This is a genomic window from Rhizobium sp. SEMIA 4085, from assembly GCF_013004495.1.
Classification (GTDB): Bacteria; Pseudomonadota; Alphaproteobacteria; order Rhizobiales; family Rhizobiaceae; genus Rhizobium; species Rhizobium gallicum.
This window is the reverse complement of record NZ_JABEPH010000074.1, coordinates 1-19,530: the sequence shown is the minus strand read 5'-3', so window position 1 is coordinate 19,530 and position 19,530 is coordinate 1. Positions and strand designations below refer to the sequence as shown.

Annotated in this window: 16 protein-coding genes and 1 pseudogene; 4 read left to right on the top strand and 13 right to left on the bottom strand. The window is 60.0% G+C overall.

The annotated features are described in order from the left end of the window. The 5 genes from C9413_RS10385 to C9413_RS10365 all read right to left on the bottom strand — a co-directional run. The coding region (locus C9413_RS10385) for a homocysteine S-methyltransferase family protein (RefSeq protein WP_170250431.1) at positions 1-704 on the bottom strand (704 nt) is incomplete at its 3' end. 198 nt (positions 705-902) lie between these two features. Then, positions 903-1,592: an ABC transporter permease gene (locus C9413_RS10380; protein WP_040114954.1), complete on the bottom strand. Its 690-nt coding sequence runs from the start codon at positions 1,590-1,592 to the stop codon at positions 903-905. Between the two features lie 12 nt (positions 1,593-1,604). Continuing rightward, positions 1,605-2,330, bottom strand: coding sequence for an ABC transporter permease subunit (locus C9413_RS10375; RefSeq protein WP_040114953.1), 726 nt, complete (start codon positions 2,328-2,330; stop codon positions 1,605-1,607). Between the two features lie 25 nt (positions 2,331-2,355). Further along, a complete protein-coding gene (locus tag C9413_RS10370; RefSeq protein WP_040114952.1) occupies positions 2,356-3,129 on the bottom strand; it encodes a transporter substrate-binding domain-containing protein in 774 nt (257 codons plus the stop codon). A 44-nt stretch (positions 3,130-3,173) separates the two neighbouring features. Continuing rightward, the gene (locus C9413_RS10365; protein WP_040116488.1) at positions 3,174-3,956 is read right to left on the bottom strand and encodes an ATP-binding cassette domain-containing protein; all 783 of its coding nucleotides are present in this window, start codon (positions 3,954-3,956) and stop codon (positions 3,174-3,176) included. Positions 3,957-4,128: 172 nt separating this feature from the next. Here C9413_RS10365 and C9413_RS10360 point away from each other — a divergent pair, with 172 nt between their 5' ends. Next, positions 4,129-4,614 (top strand): Lrp/AsnC family transcriptional regulator, encoded by a 486-nt coding sequence (locus tag C9413_RS10360; protein ID WP_040114951.1) that lies wholly within the window; start codon positions 4,129-4,131, stop codon positions 4,612-4,614. A 39-nt stretch (positions 4,615-4,653) separates the two neighbouring features. Here the strand turns inward: C9413_RS10360 and C9413_RS10355 are convergent, their stop codons facing one another. Further along, the gene (locus C9413_RS10355; protein ID WP_040114950.1) at positions 4,654-5,430 is read right to left on the bottom strand and encodes a transporter substrate-binding domain-containing protein; all 777 of its coding nucleotides are present in this window, start codon (positions 5,428-5,430) and stop codon (positions 4,654-4,656) included. Between the two features lie 373 nt (positions 5,431-5,803). Between C9413_RS10355 and fba the strand changes: the two genes are divergently transcribed. After that, positions 5,804-6,868 (top strand): class II fructose-bisphosphate aldolase, encoded by a 1,065-nt coding sequence (gene fba, locus C9413_RS10350; protein WP_040114949.1) that lies wholly within the window; start codon positions 5,804-5,806, stop codon positions 6,866-6,868. 8 nt (positions 6,869-6,876) lie between these two features. On the opposite strand, the pseudogene C9413_RS10345 reads toward fba, so the two are convergent. The 7 genes and pseudogenes from C9413_RS10345 to C9413_RS10315 all read right to left on the bottom strand — a co-directional run bounded on the left by C9413_RS10345 (position 6,877) and on the right by C9413_RS10315 (position 15,596). After that, positions 6,877-8,626, bottom strand: a pseudogene (locus C9413_RS10345) (glycerol-3-phosphate dehydrogenase/oxidase). Between the two features lie 28 nt (positions 8,627-8,654). Next, complete coding sequence (locus tag C9413_RS10340) at positions 8,655-10,205, bottom strand: FGGY-family carbohydrate kinase (protein ID WP_040114948.1); 1,551 nt, start codon at positions 10,203-10,205, stop codon at positions 8,655-8,657. Between the two features lie 37 nt (positions 10,206-10,242). Then, positions 10,243-11,085, bottom strand: coding sequence for a DeoR/GlpR family DNA-binding transcription regulator (locus C9413_RS10335; RefSeq protein ID WP_040114947.1), 843 nt, complete (start codon positions 11,083-11,085; stop codon positions 10,243-10,245). 179 nt (positions 11,086-11,264) lie between these two features. Further along, positions 11,265-12,212: a D-ribose ABC transporter substrate-binding protein gene (locus tag C9413_RS10330; protein WP_040114946.1), complete on the bottom strand. Its 948-nt coding sequence runs from the start codon at positions 12,210-12,212 to the stop codon at positions 11,265-11,267. A gap of 110 nt (positions 12,213-12,322) precedes the next feature. Beyond that, complete coding sequence (locus C9413_RS10325) at positions 12,323-13,375, bottom strand: ABC transporter permease (RefSeq protein ID WP_040114945.1); 1,053 nt, start codon at positions 13,373-13,375, stop codon at positions 12,323-12,325. Positions 13,376-13,398: 23 nt separating this feature from the next. Next, positions 13,399-14,943, bottom strand: a complete 1,545-nt coding sequence (locus C9413_RS10320) for a sugar ABC transporter ATP-binding protein (RefSeq protein WP_040114944.1) — start codon at positions 14,941-14,943, stop codon at positions 13,399-13,401. Next, a complete protein-coding gene (locus C9413_RS10315; RefSeq protein WP_040114943.1) occupies positions 14,940-15,596 on the bottom strand; it encodes a DUF2291 family protein in 657 nt (218 codons plus the stop codon). Before C9413_RS10315 ends, C9413_RS10320 begins: the two co-directional genes overlap by 4 nt. 794 nt (positions 15,597-16,390) lie before the next feature. Here C9413_RS10315 and C9413_RS10310 point away from each other — a divergent pair. Together C9413_RS10310 and C9413_RS10305 are read left to right on the top strand one after the other, a co-directional pair. Further along, entirely contained in the window at positions 16,391-17,965 is a 1,575-nt protein-coding gene (locus tag C9413_RS10310; RefSeq protein ID WP_040114942.1) for an FGGY-family carbohydrate kinase, read from the top strand. A 38-nt stretch (positions 17,966-18,003) separates the two neighbouring features. Beyond that, positions 18,004-19,482 (top strand): glycerol-3-phosphate dehydrogenase, encoded by a 1,479-nt coding sequence (locus tag C9413_RS10305; RefSeq protein ID WP_170250429.1) that lies wholly within the window; start codon positions 18,004-18,006, stop codon positions 19,480-19,482. Positions 19,483-19,530 lie beyond the last annotated feature (48 nt).

Sequence of the window (19,530 nt, the reverse complement as noted above, 5' to 3'; positions counted from 1 at the left end):
ATCTCTACCGGGGCGCATCTAGTCTGGAACGCACGAGACGCGATTTCAACCGCCGCCCGCATGACTTCTGGCTTGCTGCAGTTGAACAAGAGCGCCTGCGCGCCAGACGAGGCTGCCCAATTCGCCGCATCGTCGACCCGCTCGCCGGAACGCAGCTTCGGTTCACCTCCTTTGACTTGTACCTCGTCATCGGCCAGCGTAAACGAGATCCAGAATGGCTTCCCGTTTGCGGAAACTGCAGTGCGCACTGCCTCGCCCTCGGCGATCAGGCTGAGGGTTTCCCCGAGCCACAGGTCCACAAAGGGGCTGCGCTGTTCAACTAGCACCTTGAGATAGTCCTGGACCCGCAAAGGATCAAAGTTCTGAGGTTCGTAGGAACCGAAGATTGGCGGCAGCGAACCAGCAACCAGGACTTTCCGATCCTTGACGGCATCGGCGGCTTTGCGTGCCAACTGGCCCGAGAGCGCGGTTAGCGCCGCCCCTTCCTTCTGAAACCGCTCTTCGCCGATGTGGAAAGGCACCAGCGCATAGCTGTTGGTGGTGACGACGTCCGAGCCGGCGGCGATGAATTCCTCGTGGACCTTTTGGACAATTTCTGGCGAATTGACCAGCGCCAGTGCCGACCATTCCGGCTGCTTCAATTCGGCACCGAGGCGCAGGAGTTCGCGGCTCATGCCGCCGTCGAGAATGCGCAGTCTGCTCATGGATAGGTCTCCGTAGGGGAATTAAATCTAAAGCCGGCCGCAAAGCCTGGCCGCATTTGGCGATGATGTCGTCCGCAGTTTCGAGCCGATCGACAACCGGAAGCGTCTCTGGCGGATGACCTTCCAGCACTCATTTCTGCCAGCACGGCGAAACAAGTCCGCAAAGGTGTGGAATCATGATCGATTTCCGCGTTGGCGTTAGCGTCGCGATGGCACCTGCGCCTCGAGGAGGCGGAAGGCACGAGCGATGATTGCCGTGAGAATGAGATAGAAGACAGTAACGACGATCAGCGGCTCATAAACGAGCAGCGTGTCCTGGCGCACCTTGCTCGCCACCGCGTATAGATCCATCACTGTGACGGTAAATGCGAGCGGTGTCGCTTTGAGCTGCATGACGATTTCGCTGCCGATTGTCGGCAATGCGATGCGAATGGCCCGGGGCAGCCATATGCGCCGGATCAGGGTGAAAGGACGCATGCCGAAGGCTCGGCCCGCTTCCAACTCGCCCTTGGGCACTGCGAGCAGCGCGCCGCGCAGCACTTCCGCCTCGTAGGCGGCATAGTTTAGCGTAAAGCTCACGGCTGCGAAGAAGAAGCCCTCACGCAGGATGGGCCAGAACAGGCTCTGGCGCAGGCCTGGGATCATTGGCAGCAGCGAACCGACGCCGTAATAAAAAAGCCAGAGCTGGATTAGCAGCGGCGTGCCGCGCAGGAAGGTGCAGTAGCCGCGAGCGAGATATTGCGTCACCGGGCCGCCGCTCACCTGCGCGAAGGCGAGGCCGATCGCCAGGATGAATCCGAAGACGACCGAGATCACCAGCAGCAGCACCGTCTGCGCGGCGCCCGCCAATAGAAGCGACCAATAGGAGGCTATCCACGAGAAGGTCATGCCGTGTGCTCCTTAGGCAGGCTTCGGCTGTCCGCGCCGCACATGGCGCTCGATCAGGTTGAAGGCGATATTGGAAACGAGCGTGAGAGCGAGATAGAGAAGGGCAGATGCCAGGAAGAAGATGAAATAATGCTTGGTGCTCGCGCCAGCCAGGCGAGTGGCGAGCGCCAGTTCCTGATAGCCGACGACGGCAACGAGCGCGCTGTCCTTGGTGACCGACATCCACAGATTGGCAAGGCCCGGAAGGGCGTTTGGCAATAATGCCGGCAGGATGACTCGGCGGAAACGCAGCATCGGCCCCATGCCGAAGGCCTTCGCCGCGTCGATCTGACCAACGGGGATGGCGAGGATCGCGCCGCGCAGCACTTCCGTCATATAGGCACCCTGCACGAAGCCGAGCACTGCGACGGCGACGACGAAGCCGTTCACTTCGATCGCAGGCAGATTGAGCCCGGCCAAAAGCCGGTTGAGGCCGTCCATTCCCGCATAATAGAGCCCGACGATCAAAATCAGTTCCGGAATGGCACGGATAGCCGTCGTATAGACATTGAGCAGCAAGCCGAGCGGCCTGTTGCCGGAAAGCTTGCCAAGCGCGCCTCCCGTCCCGAGCAGAATGCCGATCAGGAAAGCGCCGGCGGAGATGGCGATCGTGGAGGCGGCACCGACAAGTAGGGTTCCGCCCCATCCGGGCGGATAGGGGGAGAGCAGGTCTAATATGCCTCGTGGTTCGGTTGCCATCGTCCGGCCGGGTCCGGGATCGAGGTCAGTTCGTACCGTAGATGTCGAAGGCGAAATATTTCTTGGTGATTTCACCGTACTTGCCGCTGGCGCGCACGGCGGCGATCGCAGCATTCAGCTTTGCCTTGAGCTTAGAATCTTCCTTTCGCAGGCCGCCGGAAACGCCAGCTCCGAGAATCGCCTCGTCGTCGGCGACGTCACCCATCTTGACGCAGCAATCCTTGCCGGCGTCACTTTTCAGGAATGCATCAAGGGCAAGCGAATCCCCGAACACATAGTCGATGCGGCCGGCGGCAAGATCCTGGAATGCCTCGTCCAGGGTCTGATAGGTCTTCTCGTCAGCGACATCGGCGAAATACTTCTTATAGTATTCCGATTGGATGGTTGAGACCTGAATGCCGAGAGTTTTGTCCTTCACGTCATCGGCCGTCGCGCCGGGCTTCTGGTCTTTTGGGCCGATCAAAGTGCTCGGCGTGTTGTAATACTTCTCGGTGAAGTCAATGACCTTCGATCGCTCTGCAGTGTTTGACATCGACGACCAGATGACGTCGAATTTCTTGCTCTGCAGCGCCGGAATGAGCCCATCCCAGGAGACCTCGACAACTGAGCATTTCTCCTTCATCTGCTCGCACACGGCGTTCATCAGGTCGATTTCCCAGCCCTGCCACTCACCGGAGGCATCCTTGGCGAAAAAGGGAGGATACGATTCGTTCATGACGCCAAAACGGACTTCAGCCTGAGCCGTGATGGCAGAAATGGCAATCGTGGCGCCGGCGAGCAGCAGGGGGAGCAGTTTCATTCGTGGATTTCTCCTGTTTGGGGTATCTGTGACCAAGCAGCGGATCAATGATGGGCGAGCACGCCGGTAAATTCTCGGCAACGGGCACTGAGTGGGGCGTCGAAGATCTGCCGAGGCGATCCCTCCTCCTCGATCAGGCCCTGATGCAGGAAGAGAACGTGGCTTGAGACGTCGCGGGCAAAGCGCATCTCATGGGTGACGATCAGCATTGTGCGGCCCTCCTCCGCGAGCTCGCGGATCACCTTGAGCACCTCTCCGACCAGCTCGGGATCGAGCGCCGAGGTCGGCTCGTCGAACAGCATGACGGCCGGATCGACACAAAGCGCCCGGGCAATGGCCGCCCGTTGCTGCTGGCCGCCGGAAAGAAAGGCGGGGTATGCGTCGCGCTTTTCGTAGAGCCCAACCTTATTGAGGAGAGCGTCCGCCTTCTCGATGGCCTCGCGGCGAGCATATCCCATGACCTGGACTGGTGCTTCGATGATGTTCTCAAGAACCGTTCGATGTGCCCAGAGGTTGAAGGTCTGGAAAACCATGCCGAGGCCCGTGCGCAACCGCTCGATCTGCCGCCAGTTCACCGGCTGCATCTGCCCGCTGCGGGCGCGTTTCAAAGCGATTTCCTCGCCGTTCACGACAATGCGGCCCCGATCGGGGATCTCCAGCAAATTGATGCAGCGCAGAAATGTACTCTTCCCGGAGCCCGACGAACCGATGATCGAAATCACGTCGCCTTTACGCGCCGTTGTCGAAATGCCCTTGAGGACTTCATGTGGGCCATAGCTCTTGTGAAGATCATCCACACGAAGGGCCTGGATAGACGGTTTTGTCATGCGCGGCACCGGTTCAAATAATGTTTGGAGAATATCGCGGATAGCTGCGGTATTTGCGCGCAAATTCTGATTGTTTTGCATTTATTATGCAGAAATCTGTTTCTTATGCGTTTAATATGACAGTACACCGGTGTCGCCGGGTGATTTCGCCGTAGGAGGAGGAGGGAGCAGCATGGAAAGATTGGATGGCTTTGATCGCGACATACTCGACATCATTCAGCGCAATTGTCAGCTGACGGCGGAAACCATCGCCGAAAAGGTCGGGCTTTCGACCTCGGCGGTGCAGAGGCGGCTGAAACGCCTGCGCGAGGACGGCATCATCAAGGCAGAAGTAGCCGTCGTCGATCGCAAGGCGACGGGCACACCGATGGTGTTCATCGCCGGATTGGAGATCGAGCGTGACAACTACGATGCGCTAGCGAAGTTCCGCCTTTGGGCGGAAAAGCAGGATCACATCCAGCAAGTTTACTACGTTACCGGAGCGGTGGATTTGATTACCATTATCACGGCCCGCGACGTCGAGCATTATGACGACATCGCGGCCCTGATCATGAAAGAAAACCCGCAGATCCGGCGCATGCACACGAATGTAGTGCTGAGGGACGTCAAGTTAGGCCTATTGGTTCCGCTGAGTGCTTACGACGATCCCAGCAGATGAGGGCGGAGAATACGTCCGCTATTACGCAGCAGAGATTCCTTACTGCATTGCCGCGTCGAGTTTCTCTTTCCATCCACCGCTTTCCAGTTGCTTGCGCATGAAAGCGTCCACCGCCGCCTTTAAGGCGGGATCTTCGCGCAGCAGATAAGCATTCTGGAAATGCGTGAACGGCTCTTTGACGGCGACCGGGCACAGGACACTGGCATGCAGCTTGGACTGCAGGTCCACCTCCACGCCGTCCGTGACCATCACGTCGGCCCTGCCCGACGCAATCTGGTCAAAAATTGTCTTGTTGTCGGGAAAGACCTGGATGGACGCCTCGTCGAAATGTTCGTGGGCGAACTTGTCGTTGGTCCCGCCCGGATTGACGATTACCCGCACGGAGGGTCGGTCGATTGCATCAAGCGTGGTATATTTTTCCTTATCCTCGCAGCGCGCAATCGGTCGCTTGCCGTCGGTCACATTGGGCACCGAGAAATCGCCCACTTCGTCACGGGCTGCGTTTACGGTAATGCCGCCGAGTGCGATGTCGAACTTGCCGGCCTTGAAATCGTCCAGCATTGTTTTCCAGGTTGTGGTAACGAAGTCCGCCTTGACACCGAGATCGGCAGCAAGATCCTTGGCCATGGCGATGTCGGCACCCGTGAGGGTGCCATCAGCAGCTTTGTAGCTGAAGGGCTTGTAGTCGCCCGTCGTGCCGATCTTGATCACGCCAGCCTTCTTGATTTCCGAAAGAGCGTCGTCCGCCGCGACGGTCAGCGCCGATGTCAGACTCCACGCCACCACCAAGGTGGCCGCAAAATAGGTTCGCTTCATGGTTCCTCTCAATAGGTCGGTTGTTGCAGCGGGATCGCCGGCTGGTCGCGCGAGACTACTGACGCAGCCAAAGTTTGTCACGCCCTGCCCCCACGAGCTGGCGGGACCAACAGCTGCAGTTTCATTGAGATGTTGCGGCGGAAAAGTCCGCTTTGCCGCCTTCCTGGTCACCGTTCGATCGGTGGAGCGCATGCGTCGCTGGCTCCCCGCAAATATCATACTGTTTGTGATATTGTTATTGCGGCTTGTTACATTCCTCCTCCTATGCCATTCTGCCCTTTACAAATGGGCGCGCGAACAGCCAGCGCGCCGGGGCTCTACTTTCGACAGGATGGCGGCGTTCCGTTCGACCATCGATATGGGGAAATCTTCAATGGCACGCATCACGCTGAGGCAGCTGCTCGATCACGCTGCGGAGGAAGGCTACGGCGTTCCCGCCTTCAATATCAACAACATGGAGCAGGCACTCGCCATCATGGAGGCCGCGGACGCCTCTCATGCACCGGTTATCATGCAGGCGTCGCGCGGAGCGCGCGCCTACGCCCACGACATCATGCTGAAGCACATGATGGATGCCGTCGTCGAGATCTATCCACATATTCCAGTCTGCGTTCATCTCGACCACGGCAACGATCCGTCGAGCTGCATGACGGCGATCCAAGCGGGCTTCACTTCGGTGATGATGGACGGTTCGCTGGAGGCGGATGCCAAGACACCGGCTGACTGGGCCTACAATGTCAGCGTCACCAAGATGGTGACGGACATGGCGCATTTCGGCGGCATCTCGGTCGAGGGCGAACTCGGCGTTCTCGGCTCGCTGGAAACCGGCATGGGCGAGGCCGAGGACGGCCACGGCGCCGAAGGCAAGCTGTCGCATGACCAGCTGCTGACAAACCCCGACGAGGCCGTAAAGTTCGTGCGCGAAACCAAGGTCGATGCGCTGGCGATCGCCATGGGGACGTCGCATGGTGCCTACAAATTCACCCGCCAGCCGGATGGATCGGTACTGGCGATGAGCGTCATCGAAGAGATCCACCGGAAACTGCCGAATACGCACCTCGTCATGCACGGCTCGTCGTCAGTCCCGATCGAGCTGCAGGAGATCATCAACAAGTACGGCGGCCAGATGAAGCCGACATGGGGCGTGCCGGTCGAAGAAATCCAGCGCGGCATCAAGAACGGCGTGCGCAAGGTGAACATCGATACCGACGGCAGGATGGCGATGACCGGCCAGATCCGCCGAGTGCTGCAGGAAGATCCGAGCGAATTCGACCCGCGCAAATATCTTAAGCCGGCGATGGCTGCGCTCAGCAAGCTCTGCAAGGAGCGCTTCGAACAGTTCGGCACCGCCGGGATGGCAAGCCGGATTACGCCGCTGCCTGTGTCGGACATGGCCAAGCGCTACAAATCCGGTTCGCTCGATCCGATCTTCTCTTGAGCTGCAGCCTATGCTGACGCGGGGCGCTGTGCCTGCTTAGGCCCGGCGGCAGGCAGGCACCCTGCTTGCGAGCGTCTGGCCATGGAATTTATCAAGCTGGTTGACGACGTCCTCGATCTCGCCTGCAATGCGTTCGTCGTTCCAGCCGAGCGCAGCCCCGGCGACACCGGCGATTTCCCGCAAGCCTTCGAGCTTCAAGCGGCCTTCAATAGCAAGCGTCGTGCGCCGAAGGACTATATCGGAGAGATGTACGACGAGTTCGTTTCGAGCAATCCAGTCGACTTCCTTGAAACTGTAGTGCCCCGCGCCCGTCAGCCGCTGGTCATCGGAATATGCCGACGAGAAAGAGAGCACGGCCGCAGCCGTCGTTCCGTAGCGGCCAAGCAGTTCGTCCACGCGCTCGACCGGCGCGTCGGTCCGCGCCGCAATTTCCTTGATCCAGACGCTTCGTTGCCGCACTTCCATTGGGAAGGCCTTCCCGCCACCGATCGGCAGGTAGCGGGTCGACTTCTTGCGAACATGCTGCAGGCGCGCGAGAACGGAATCGGCAACTTCCTCGGCAAAACCGCGGAAAGTAGTCCACTTTCCGCCGACCAGCGAGATGATCGGAAACGGCCTGCCTTCTTCCGGCTCCTTCACCGGTGCGGAATGATCGCGACTGATCAGCCCCGGGGTGGTCGCGTCGGAGGCCGGCAGCGGACGGATGCCGCTATAACTGTAGACGATCTGATCACGATCGAAGCGAAGCGTCGGTAGCAGCGAGCGGATGCTATCGAGGAAATACTCGGTTTCCGGTTCCTCGCAGCGGACATTATCCGGGTCGTCGGCAGGGATATCAGTGGAACCGATGAGCGCCATCCCGAGATAGTTGTAGACGAGGCAGATGCGCCCATCGTCGGCCTCGAAATAGATCATGTGGCCGTTCAGGCTGCGAACAAGCTCAGGGTGATCCAGCAGAATGTGGGAACCCTTCGTTCCGCCGATCATCCGAGAGGGAGCGCCGAGCGCCCCATTGACGTGATCGATCCAGGGACCGGCGGCGTTCACCACCAGTTTGGGAGACACAGCAAATTCGTCGTCGTCCGGTTGCCTGAATGTCAGCCGCCCGCCGGAGACTGCCGCAAGCGTCGCGAAATTGGCGGCAAGGCTCTTCGCATTTGCCTCGAGCCCGTCCATGACGAGTTCGTAGACGAGCCGCTCAGGCCTGCTGATCTTGGCGTCGTAATAAATTCCGCCGGCAACGATTGCCGGGGTGAGGTGCGGCATTTCCTTGCGCGCCTTCTTTTTCAGGATCAACCGATGGCGCGGCATGACCTGGTCGCGTGATCCAAAGAAATCGTAGAGCCTAAGCGCGATCTTGATGAGAACGGCCCCCCGGCTGCGTGGCGCAGTCTTGGAGCCAAGCAGCGTGCGCAGCGCTGCCCAAATACCCCGTGTCCAGGAAAACACCGGTATGAAAGTAGGCAATGGCTCGACGTAATGCGGAGCGTTCTTCAGCAGCAAATTGCGCTCCAACGTCGACTGGGCGACCAAACCGAACTCGCCCGTCTCCAGATATTTCAGGCCGCCGTGAATAAGACGCGATGGCGCAGCACTCGTCCCGGAGCCGAAATCGGCCTTGTCGACGATCACGCAATTGACGCCTTGGACCGAAAGGTCGCGAAACAGTCCGGCACCATTGATGCCCGCTCCGATGATCAGAACGTCGATGTCGCCCTCTCCAAGGTTAGAGAATCGTTGCTGCATGTCGGGAGTCATGATCTTGTCGTCCTAAATCACCCACACATCAGTGCCGGGGTTCTGCCTCGTCGGTTACCGATTGCTCCGGCGCAAGGCCTGCAATTTTCGGCCAAAGAGGCGTCATTGCGTCGGCGATCTGGCGGAAGACCCGGTAGCGTTTGTCGTAGTCCGCCCTGCGTGCCGCATCCGGCTGGCACGTCTTCGCGATGCGGGTGATGTCGCGCGGATCGCTCTGCGGATTAGCATAAGCGCCGGCGCCCGATCCGGCGCAAAGAGCAGCACCCCAGGCGGCGGCCTCATCCGTTTCGGTCACGGTCACCGGTATGCCGAGCACGTCGGCGAACATCTGAACGACCAGCGGGTTGCGCGAGACACCCCCGGCAAGCCTTGCCTCTTCAAATTCAAAGCCGTCGCCAAGTGCATCGACATGGATGCGATGATTGAAAGCGATACCCTCAAGCACGGCCCGCAGCATGTCGCCTCGATCGTGCCAGCCGCCAAGTCCGAAGAAGCCGGCACTTGCCGAAGCACCATAGGGCGAACCGAACAGATAGGGATGGAAGAGCGCCGTCGATGGCCGATCGAAAGCCGCATCGATTTCCGGCGCGAGCAACGCGTGAATGGAGCTGCCTTGCACCTCGCCCTTCGTCCGCTCGCCGGCGCATAGCTTGTCGAGAAACCAGTCGTAATTCGCGGTCGATGCCGGCGAGATCGACATGTTGTTCCAGATGCCGGGCGCGATGCCGTTGCGGCAGAACCAACGCCGGTCGACCCGCGGTTCCGACGATAGCGTCTCATTGATCGAATAGGTACCGGCAATGACGGCGACGACGCCCTTGGCATAGCCGCCTGCCCCGAGCGCGGAGGCCGTGACGTCATGCAGCCCGGCCACGACCGGCGTTCCCTCGGCAAGACCGGTCAGGTGCGCCGCCTCACGTGTCACGCGCCCGATGATTTGATCAGAACGCGCGGCCGGCGGCAGAGCATGGACAAGTTTCTGCAACCCAAAGAGCCTCAGGGCCTCCTGGCTGTATTCCTGTGTCTTCACATCGGTAAAGGAGGTACTTGCCTCCGTGCGATCCGTACCGACGATGCCTGTCAGGCAAAACCGCAGCCAGTCCTTGCAGCTCAGAAAATGACCAATGCGTTTGAACCGCTCGGGTTCCATGTCGCGGATCCAGGCAAGCAGTGTCGATGGTGCGGAGACATGGGGGATCTGACCCGTGAGCTCGATGGCTTGGTCGGCGACATTGTTTTCCATCCACCGATCGATGACGGCACCGGCCCGGCTGTCCAGGGACAGGATGGCCCGGCCCAAAGGTATCCGCTCGTGGTCGAGCAGGTAGATGCCATCCCCGTGGGCCGTTGCGGCGATGCCCTGGACGTCGCTTGCCGGCCGATTGCTCAGCGTGATCGCCTCCCGAATCGCGTCTGCCGTCGCGCTCCACAATTCGTCCATGTCCCGTTCGATATGGCGGGCCTTTGGGATAAACTGGGTGACGCGGCGCCGGGCGACTGCGAGCGGCGTGCCGTCAATATCGAAGATGACGGCCTTGGTGACCGTCAGGCCACTATCGATCCCGAGCAGACTCGGCATTCGCTTTTACCTCGCTATCAGCAACGGGCTTGTCCGGTCACGAGCGCCCTCCGGCGCCCTTGGCGATGACAACGTTGATATCTCTGGACCGCATGCGGTCGATGTGCGCCGGCTGCGTCTTGTCGTCGACGATGACGACGTCGAACTCGTCCAGTGCCGCAAAACTGTGAAGCGCCCGCTGCTCGAACTTCGTGTAATCGGCAAGCAGGATGCGCTTGACGGAACAGTCGAACATGGCACGCTTGGTATCGACCGTCTCCGGGGATTGGTGTAGCACCGTGCCGTCGCTGATCGCCGACATGGAGATGAACGCGACATCGGCCCTGAGACCCCTGATCTCGTTGATGGTCATGCGACCCATGAAGGCGTTACACCAGTTGTGATACTGTCCACCGAGTGCGAGCAGCGTCACGTCGTGCATGCCCTTCAGCGCGTTCATGAGCGTGAGCGAATTGGTGATGGCCGTGACCGGTACCTTCGACGGCAGATGCGCCGCCATCTGTAGGACAGTGGTCGAATCATCGAAGAAGATGGCCTGCCCCGGCTCAACGAACTGCATCGCCGCTTCGGCGATCAGCTTCTTCTCCGCCGACTGGCGGTTTGAGCGATAGACCTCGCTTGATTCTATGAGATTGGTGGCAGCCGCAGTGACGATACCGCGCGTCTTCCTGAAGAGACCGCGGCTGACAAGTTCGTCCACGTCGCGATGAGCAGTCATCAGGCTGATCCCGAAACGGTCGGTGAGGTCTTCTATCCGCATCGAGCCTTCATTCATGACGGCCTCGGCAATCATGCGCCGGCGAGCGATCTGACGCGTCTGGCGGCTGTCGCTCGTAAGCTGGTCCAACAGATCGTCGCCCTGGCTCGTCTTCTGTGTCACGGGTCACCCTTGTCGCTGAGTTCTGGATTCCAGCTTCGTACAGTGATTGCCGCCCCAAGGCAAAAAGGCGACATGGAACGGGCGGTTGCGGTGCGCAGTCAGCGTTTCCGGCATCCGGAGAGCCGAGCAGTCTGCCGCCGTCGCTGAAAAGGGGCGCCTTTCGAGCGCCCCTTCGACGATTACTGCGACAAGACGAACGGACCCGTGTACTTGTCCACATTGTCCTTGGTGATCAGCAGGCAATCGAAAAGCTGTTTCTCGCTCTTGGCACCGGTGTTGCCGGTCCTGATGATGCTGTCTGCCTGCTTCACCGCTTCTTGGGAGAACACGGCAACCGGCTGCAGGACGGTGTACTGGAGTTCACCTGCCTTGATGGCCGCAACGGCATCCGGAGAACCGTCAAAACCGCCGACCTTGATGTTGGCGAGCTTGCCGGCTTCCTTGAGAGCGGCGATGGCGCCCAGCGCCATTTCGTCGTTGCCAGAGATGACTCCGACGATGTCCGGGTTTGCCTGCAGCATGGACTGCATCTTGTTATGTCCCTGAGTACGGTCCCAGTTGGCGACTTCCTTGGCAGCCTTCTTCAGGTCCGGATACTGCGAAAGCACGGTCTCATAGCCGTTGGAGCGCGTCGCGGCATTGTTGTCCGACGGTGCGCCGAAAAGCTCGGCATAGTTGCCCTTGTCGCCTATAGCTTCGACCCACTGCTGGGCACCGAGTGCCGCACCCTGGGCGTTGTTGGAAACGAGCTGCGCCTTCGCCAGGCCTTCCTGGTTGATTTCCGCGTTGACGAGGATAACCGGAATGCCTGCGGCAACGGCCTTCTTCACCGCACCGACGGAACCGTCAGCATTTGCCGGATCAAGGATAATCGCAACCGACTTGTTGGTGATGGCCGTATCGATCAGGTTGCTTTCAGTGTTGGTGTCACCCTTGTGCGCGCTGACCGAGGCGGTATAGCCAAGCTTTTCGGCAGCGGCTTTGGCAACGTTGCCTTCCGTCAGCCAGTACGGGTTCGACGGGTCGTTGACGATGATCGTCATCATCCCGGCCGCCCAGGCCGAGCTTGCAAGAAGCGGTGCCACAGTCGCGGCGGCGAGAAGAATGCGCATGCCTTTTTTAAACATAGTCTCTCTCCCATTAGTGAGCTCAGTTTTGCCGGAGACCCGGCGGTGCTTTCCCCAATCGGCCTTCATGGAATCCAGCCTGCCGTCGCGGATAAGTTCAGTTGACGCCGTCAGGACGATTTGACCCGGCGGCCGTATTGGATGCTGTTCATGAGGACGGCGAGAACGATCACCGCCCCGGTGAAGACGGTCTGCCAGTAGGCTGAGACGCCGATGATGACGAGGCCGTCCGAGAGGAAGCCGATGACGAAGGCCCCGAGCATTGTGCCGCGAACCGTACCGCGGCCGCCGGTCAGCGCTGCACCACCGATGACGACGGCTGCGATCGCCGTCAGTTCGTACGTGGTGCCGGCCGTCGGACCGGCGGAGGTCAGCTGCGACGACAGCACCAGGCCAGCGATCGCGGCACAGGCACCCGACAGCACATAGACGACGATCTTGACGCGCTTGACGGGAACGCCCGAAAGGTCGGCCGCACGTTCGTTACCACCCGAGGCATAGAGCCAACGGCCGAAGGCCGTGCGGCTCAGCACGATGCCGCAGACGATTGCCAGAACCGCAAGCACGATCACGCCGATCGGGATGCCTGCGAGCCGGTTGAAGCCGAGCCAATCAAACCCGGTATTGCCGAGCTCGGGGCGGCCGCCGAGATTGTTGTAGGTCAGGCCATTGGTCATCAACAGCGCAATACCGCGGGCTACATAGAGCACACCCAGCGAAGCGACGAAGGCCGGCACCTTGAGGTAAGCGATCAGCACGCCGTTGACGGCACCCACCAAAGCACCAAGCGCACATGTCATGATGACGACGGCCCAGACCGGCGGATAGAGGATGACGCCGAAATAGTTGAGCGTGACGCCTTGCATCATGAAACCGGCGATGCAGCCTGCGAGCCCCAGCGTCGAGCCCACCGATAGGTCGATGCCGCCGTTGAGGATCACCAACAGCATGCCGATTGCCAAAATGCCAAAGATCGCGACGTGCGACGCCATGATCAGGAAGTTGTTCAGCGTGAAATAGTAAGGCGACAGGAACGAGAAGACTGCGATGATGACGATCAGCGCAAAGAATGCCCGGCCTTCGAGGATGAGACGCACGACGTTGGTATTGCGCTTCTGCCCGGTGGAAACTGACTTCTTCTCGACGATGTTTGTGACTGACATACTCAGCGCTCCATAGTTCCGGGCTAGTGCGCGACCACGGCTTCGCCGGAGGCTGCCATGATCTTTTCCTTGGTGACGTGCGAGCCAAACTCGGCCGATATCCTGCCGCGGTGCATAACGATGATGCGGTGCGCGATGCTCAGGCATTCATTGACTTCGGACGTCGAATAGATGACCGCCAGTCCCTGCTTGGCGCGCTCCGACAGCAGCTTGAACACTTCGGCCTTGGCGCCGATATCGATCCCGCGGCTCGGCTCGTCGAGCAGGATCACCTTCGGCTGGGTTGCCAGCACCTTGCCGATGACGACCTTCTGTTGGTTGCCGCCGGACAGCGAGCCGATAGCTGCCGTGCCGCCATCGGTCTTTACATGCACCCGGCGGATCGCATCGTTGACGAGATCGCGCTCCCGATGGCCGGAGGTGAACAGCCCGTTTGTAAAGGCGCCGATGCTCGCAAGCGACAGATTGGATCCGACGGTCATCGTCTGGACGAGGCCATCGCGCTGGCGATCTTCGGGTACGAGGACGAGACCGCCGGCGATGCGCCCGGCGATGCTGAGCCCGCCGACGTCCTGGCCCTCGAGGAGAACCTTGCCGCCGTTCGAACGCAGGCGACCGGCGATACATTCAAGGAGTTCCGTCCGCCCGGCCCCCATCAGCCCGTATATGCAGACGACCTCGCCGGCGCGCACCTGCAACGATAGGCGGTCGACTGCATTATAGGCAGCGCCGGAAGGACCGGGAACACTGAGGTTTTCGATGGAAAGCGCCACTGCTCCGAACTGATGGCCTTGCGGTGGATTGCCGAGGTCGAAGTTCTCGCCGACCATGTTGCGGACGATCCATTCGAGGTCGATATCCTTGCGCTCCGCATAGGCCGTCATGTTCCCGTCGCGCAGCACAACGGCGTGGTGGGTGATCTGCAGGGCCTCTTCCAGATGATGCGAGATGTAGACGATCGAGACGCCGCGGCTGGTTAGGTCATGGATGACCTTGAAGAGTACTTGCACTTCGGTGGCGCTCAGTGCCGAAGTCGGTTCGTCCATGATGAGGATACGCGAATTGATAGAAAGGGCGCGCGCGATCTCGACGATCTGCTGCTGGCCGAGGCGGAGATCTTCGACGCGCGTCAGCGGATCGATGTCTTCCTCGAGCTCTTCCATGAGCGTACGTGTCTGGCGCTCTTCCTCGGCGAAGTCGACAACCCCACCCTTGATGATCTCTCGACCCATGAAGATGTTGTCACGGACGCTGAGATTGGGTGCCAGGCTGAGCTCCTGGTGAATGATAGAAATCCCGCACCCGCGCGCATGGGTCGACGATGCAAAGCTGACAGGCGAGCCGTCGAGGATAATCTCGCCGGAACTCGGCTGCACGACGCCTGAAAGGATTTTCATCAAAGTCGACTTGCCCGCGCCGTTCTCTCCGAACAGGGTCGTCACCTGGCCGCGGTGGATGTCAAAGTTCACTCCTTTCAGGGCGTGAACATTGCCATAGGACTTGGCGATATTGCGAGCGGCAAGTACAACCTCGCCCCGGCTTCCGGAGTTGCATGGCGGCTGGCTCATTTGACCTCGACCTTCACCGGCGTGACGAGCCAGTTCTTCGGGTTGATGAGCTTGAAGACACCCACCACGGTCGCCGTCTTTCCATCCAGCCTGTCAGGATCGAGGCCCGCAAAGACCGTCTTCTTCATCTCGTTGTTGATGGCCGATCCGGCATCCTGATACTGGATCTGGTTGGTAAACTGCCCGAATTCGATGGTTCCGGTCGCGTCACGGAGGTCCGTGCCATTGACCGCAGGACCGGTCTGGACACGGACCACCGTCTGGGGAGGCAACCCGTCGACTTTTATCTCGCTAATGTTTGCCTTGCGTGCGCCAAAGACACCCGTCAGAGTAACGGGGATCACCGGTCCGGTGCTCGTCGCAGTCCCGTATTTTTCGGCGGCTGCCTTCTTGTCGGCAGCGATTGCGGCCGCAAGCTCGGCGACCGCAACGGCCCGATCCTCAACATTCGCCTTAATCTTCGGAAACTGCTCTGCGCCGAAAGTCTCCGCGGAAAATGCCTGTTGGCGGACATCGTCGGCGGAGCCGATCTTGACGACCGTGGTATCGAGCGCAATCGCTCCAACGACGATGACGGCAAGCGCCGCGCTTGCGATAAGCTTGAAATTGCCGCTGCTCGGCTTTGCTGCTGCATAATCAGGCGGTGTACTCATCTCCGGACGGCCTTTGACTTGAATGGCAAGGAAAGAATGGCGAGTGCGGCAGCAATCGCAGACCGGCGGAGCCGTTGCGCCGCACCAGAGCAATAAATCGGCGTATCACCGACAGGACCGCAACCGTGCACAAAAATCCTCATTTGGAAGCCTCCTCAGCAAGACCGGCGGCTGTCTCCTCCAACCACCTGACCTGCAGCTCTCGATCCGGAAGCGGGACCTCCGTGATAGAACTGTGTTATTTACGTCGCAAACCATGTTATAATTTTTGCGACTTGTCAACGGCCGCTTGATGAGAACGTGAGCAAAGACGCATAACTTCGAGTTCAGTTTTCCCGCGACTGCGCGGAATAATTGGAAGCAAACGCACAAACTCTCCTCTACGCTTCATGCCCGATAGAGGCACGTAACTTGCTGTAGGGATTGCGTATTATTCAAATCATGCGCAGCGGACACTGGCGATGATGGCGTTGCGGCGCATCACTTCGCAAGCGGCTTTCTACACTCTTATGCAAATTATTCTAGTTGAAAAAAATTTCAATTCCAGTAAAATCTTACTAGCCTTATGGTATCTTTATGTTATATTCCGCAGCGAGGCCTGTCGGAGGTTCAGCCGCACACTTCATCAGGATATCAAAAGACAGCGCGCTCGCCGCAGGCCACAGAAAGACCGAACCCGTCGGGAGCCGCATGCCAAATCCCCAACGAATCTTGCCGATCGGGAGGACTTCAGATGAATTGGACGCGCGTAACAGCCGCCGAGGCGTTCGCAATAGCGGCGGGATGGTCCTGCGATGACATCGACTGAGAGGATCATCATCGGAATAGATGCCGGTACCTCCGTCATCAAGGCGGTGGCCTTTAATCTGTCCGGACGCCAGATCGCCACGGCCTCCGTACGCAACAGATACACCACGGGAGACGACGGTTCCGCAACGCAATCGCTGAGTCAGACTTGGCTTGATTGCGCCAGCGCATTACGTGGCCTTGGAGAAAAAGTAACCAGTCTCGCATCACGCACCGCAGCCGTCGCGGTCACCGGCCAGGGCGACGGCACCTGGCTCGTCGGCCGCGGCAATACGCCGGTCGCTGATGCCTGGCTATGGCTCGATGCGCGTGCCGCACCGACGGTCAGCTCGCTTGCCGGCGGACATGAGAACCGTGCCCGCTTCGAGGCAACGGGCACCGGCCTCAACACTTGCCAGCAGGGTGCGCAACTCGCCCATATGGATCGCTTCACACCGGACCTTCTCGACCGAGCGGAGACGGCGCTGCACTGCAAGGACTGGCTTTATCTCAACCTGACAACCGTGCGGGCGACCGATCCGTCCGAAGCGAGCTTTACCTTCGGCAACTTCCGGACGCGGCAATATGATGCGATGGTGATCGATGCGCTTGGCCTGAGCCATAGACGTGCGCTTCTGCCCGAAATCATCGACGGTATCGAGATCAGTCACCCGCTGACGTGTGAGGCGGCGAGGGCCTGCGGACTTCTTGCCGGTACGCCGGTCTGCCTTGGTTATGTGGACATGGCGATGACGGCGCTTGGTGCAGGCGTGCGCAGCCACGCTCGCAATGCCGCCTGTTCGACGATCGGCTCGACGGGCGTGCACATGCGTGCCAAGCCCGTTGCTGACGTTCAGCTCAATCATGAGGGAACGGGCTATGTGATCGCCCTGCCCATCCCCGGCATCGTCACCCAGGTCCAGACCAACATGGGCGCTACGATCAACATCGACTGGATCCTCGACGTCGCCGCCTATCTGATGGCCGAGGCGGGCAAGCCCGCTTCGCATGCAGACCTGATTGCGCGCATCGACGGCTGGTTTGCGCAAAGCCGGCCGGGTTCGGTGCTTTACCATCCCTACATCTCCGAAGCTGGGGAACGTGGGCCCTTCGTCAGCGCCGATGCGCGCGCGGGCTTCACGGGGCTTTCTACGCGCCACGGCTTCCCCGACCTGCTGCGCAGTGTGGTCGAAGGGTTGGGGCTTGCCACCCGCGATTGCTACGCGGCAATGGGCGCGATGCCCGAAGAGTTGCGGATCACGGGCGGCGCAACACGCTCGGTCGCCCTTCGCCGTTCACTCTCGGCCGCCGTTAACGCACCGATCCGCCAGTCGCGCCGCGATGAGACGGGGGCCGCCGGCGTGGCGATGATGGCCGCAGTGGCCGTCGGCGTCTATTCCAGCATGGACGATTGCATTGCCGACTGGGTGACGCCGCTGCTCGGCGACGCGGAGATTCCGGATGTAAACGAGGCTGCCCGGTTCGACCAGCTATTTTCCGCCTACACCGATGTGCGCCAGGCAATGGCGCCTGCCTGGGCCAAGCTCGCCCGAGCCGCAACGACATCGCCGGTAAGCGAGTAAATCAAGTTTTGATGCAGCAGGCATCGAAGGAGCATGACATGACTGAACCCGACCTCCTGGATCTCTTCGTCATCGGCGGAGGCATCAATGGCGCGGGAATCGCACGCGATGCTGCGGGCCGCGGGCTGAAAGTCGCGCTGTGCGATAAGGACGATTTGGCACAGGGAACCTCGTCTCGTTCGGGCAAACTGGTGCATGGCGGTCTGCGTTATCTCGAATACTACGAATTCCGCCTGGTGCGCGAGGCGCTAATCGAGCGTGAAGTGTTGCTCAATGCCGCGCCGCATATTATCTGGCCGATGCGCTTCGTCCTGCCGCACAGCCCGCAGGATCGTCCGGCGTGGCTCGTGCGGCTCGGCCTGTTCCTTTACGATCACCTTGGCGGCCGCAAAAAACTGCCGGGCACACGCACGCTCAATCTGCTGCGCGATCCGGAGGGAACCCCAATCCTCGATCAATACACGCGCGGCTTCGAGTATTCCGATTGCTGGGTCGATGACGCCCGCCTCGTGATCCTGAATGCAGTCAGCGCGGCGGAAAAGGGCGCTACTATTCTCACTCGATCGGCAGCAATCTCGGCGCGCCGTGAGAGAGGCAGCTGGATCGTTACCACGAAAAACAGCCTCACCGGAGAGACGCGAACCTTCCGCGCAAAATGTCTCGTCAACTGCGCCGGCCCCTGGGTGATGGACATCATCAATCGTGTCACCGGCTCGAACTCCGGCCGCAACGTCCGTCTCGTGAAAGGTAGCCATATCATCGTGCCGAAGTTCTGGGCCGGCTCCAATGCCTATCTGGTCCAGAACCACGACAAGCGCGTCATTTTCATCAACCCCTATGAGGGCGACAAGGCGCTGATCGGGACGACCGATATCGCCTATGAAGGCCGCGCCGAGGACGTGTCCGCCGACGATGCGGAAATCGATTATTTGCTGAAGGCGGTCAATCGCTACTTCAAGGAGAAGCTACGCCGAGAGGATGTGCTGCACAGCTTCTCCGGCGTTCGTCCACTTTTCGACGACGGCAAGGGCAATCCCTCCGCCGTTACCCGCGACTATGTCTTCGATCTCGACGAGACCGGCGGCGCCCCTCTGCTCAACGTCTTCGGTGGTAAGATCACCACATTCCGTGAACTTGCCGAACGGGGCATGCAACGTCTCAAGCATATTTTTCCGAACATGGGCGGGGACTGGACGGAGAAGGCGCCGTTGCCCGGCGGCGAAATTCCGAATGCCGACTACGAGACCTTCGCCAACAGCCTGCGCGATGCCTATCCATGGATGCCGCGCAAGCTCGTGCATCACTACGGCCGTCTCTATGGCGCCCGCACGAAGAATGTGATTGCGGGGGCGACTGGCATCCAAGGGCTCGGGCGGCATTTCGGCGGGCAGCTTTATGAGGCCGAAGCCCGCTATCTCGTTGCGACGGAATGGGCCGCGACGGCCGAGGACATCCTTTATCGCCGCACCCATCACTACCTGCATCTCAGCGACGCGGCACGTGCAGCCTGTAACTAGTGGTTTGCTTCAATCACTCTTGACGCAGCTTGAAGGAGCGTTTCATGG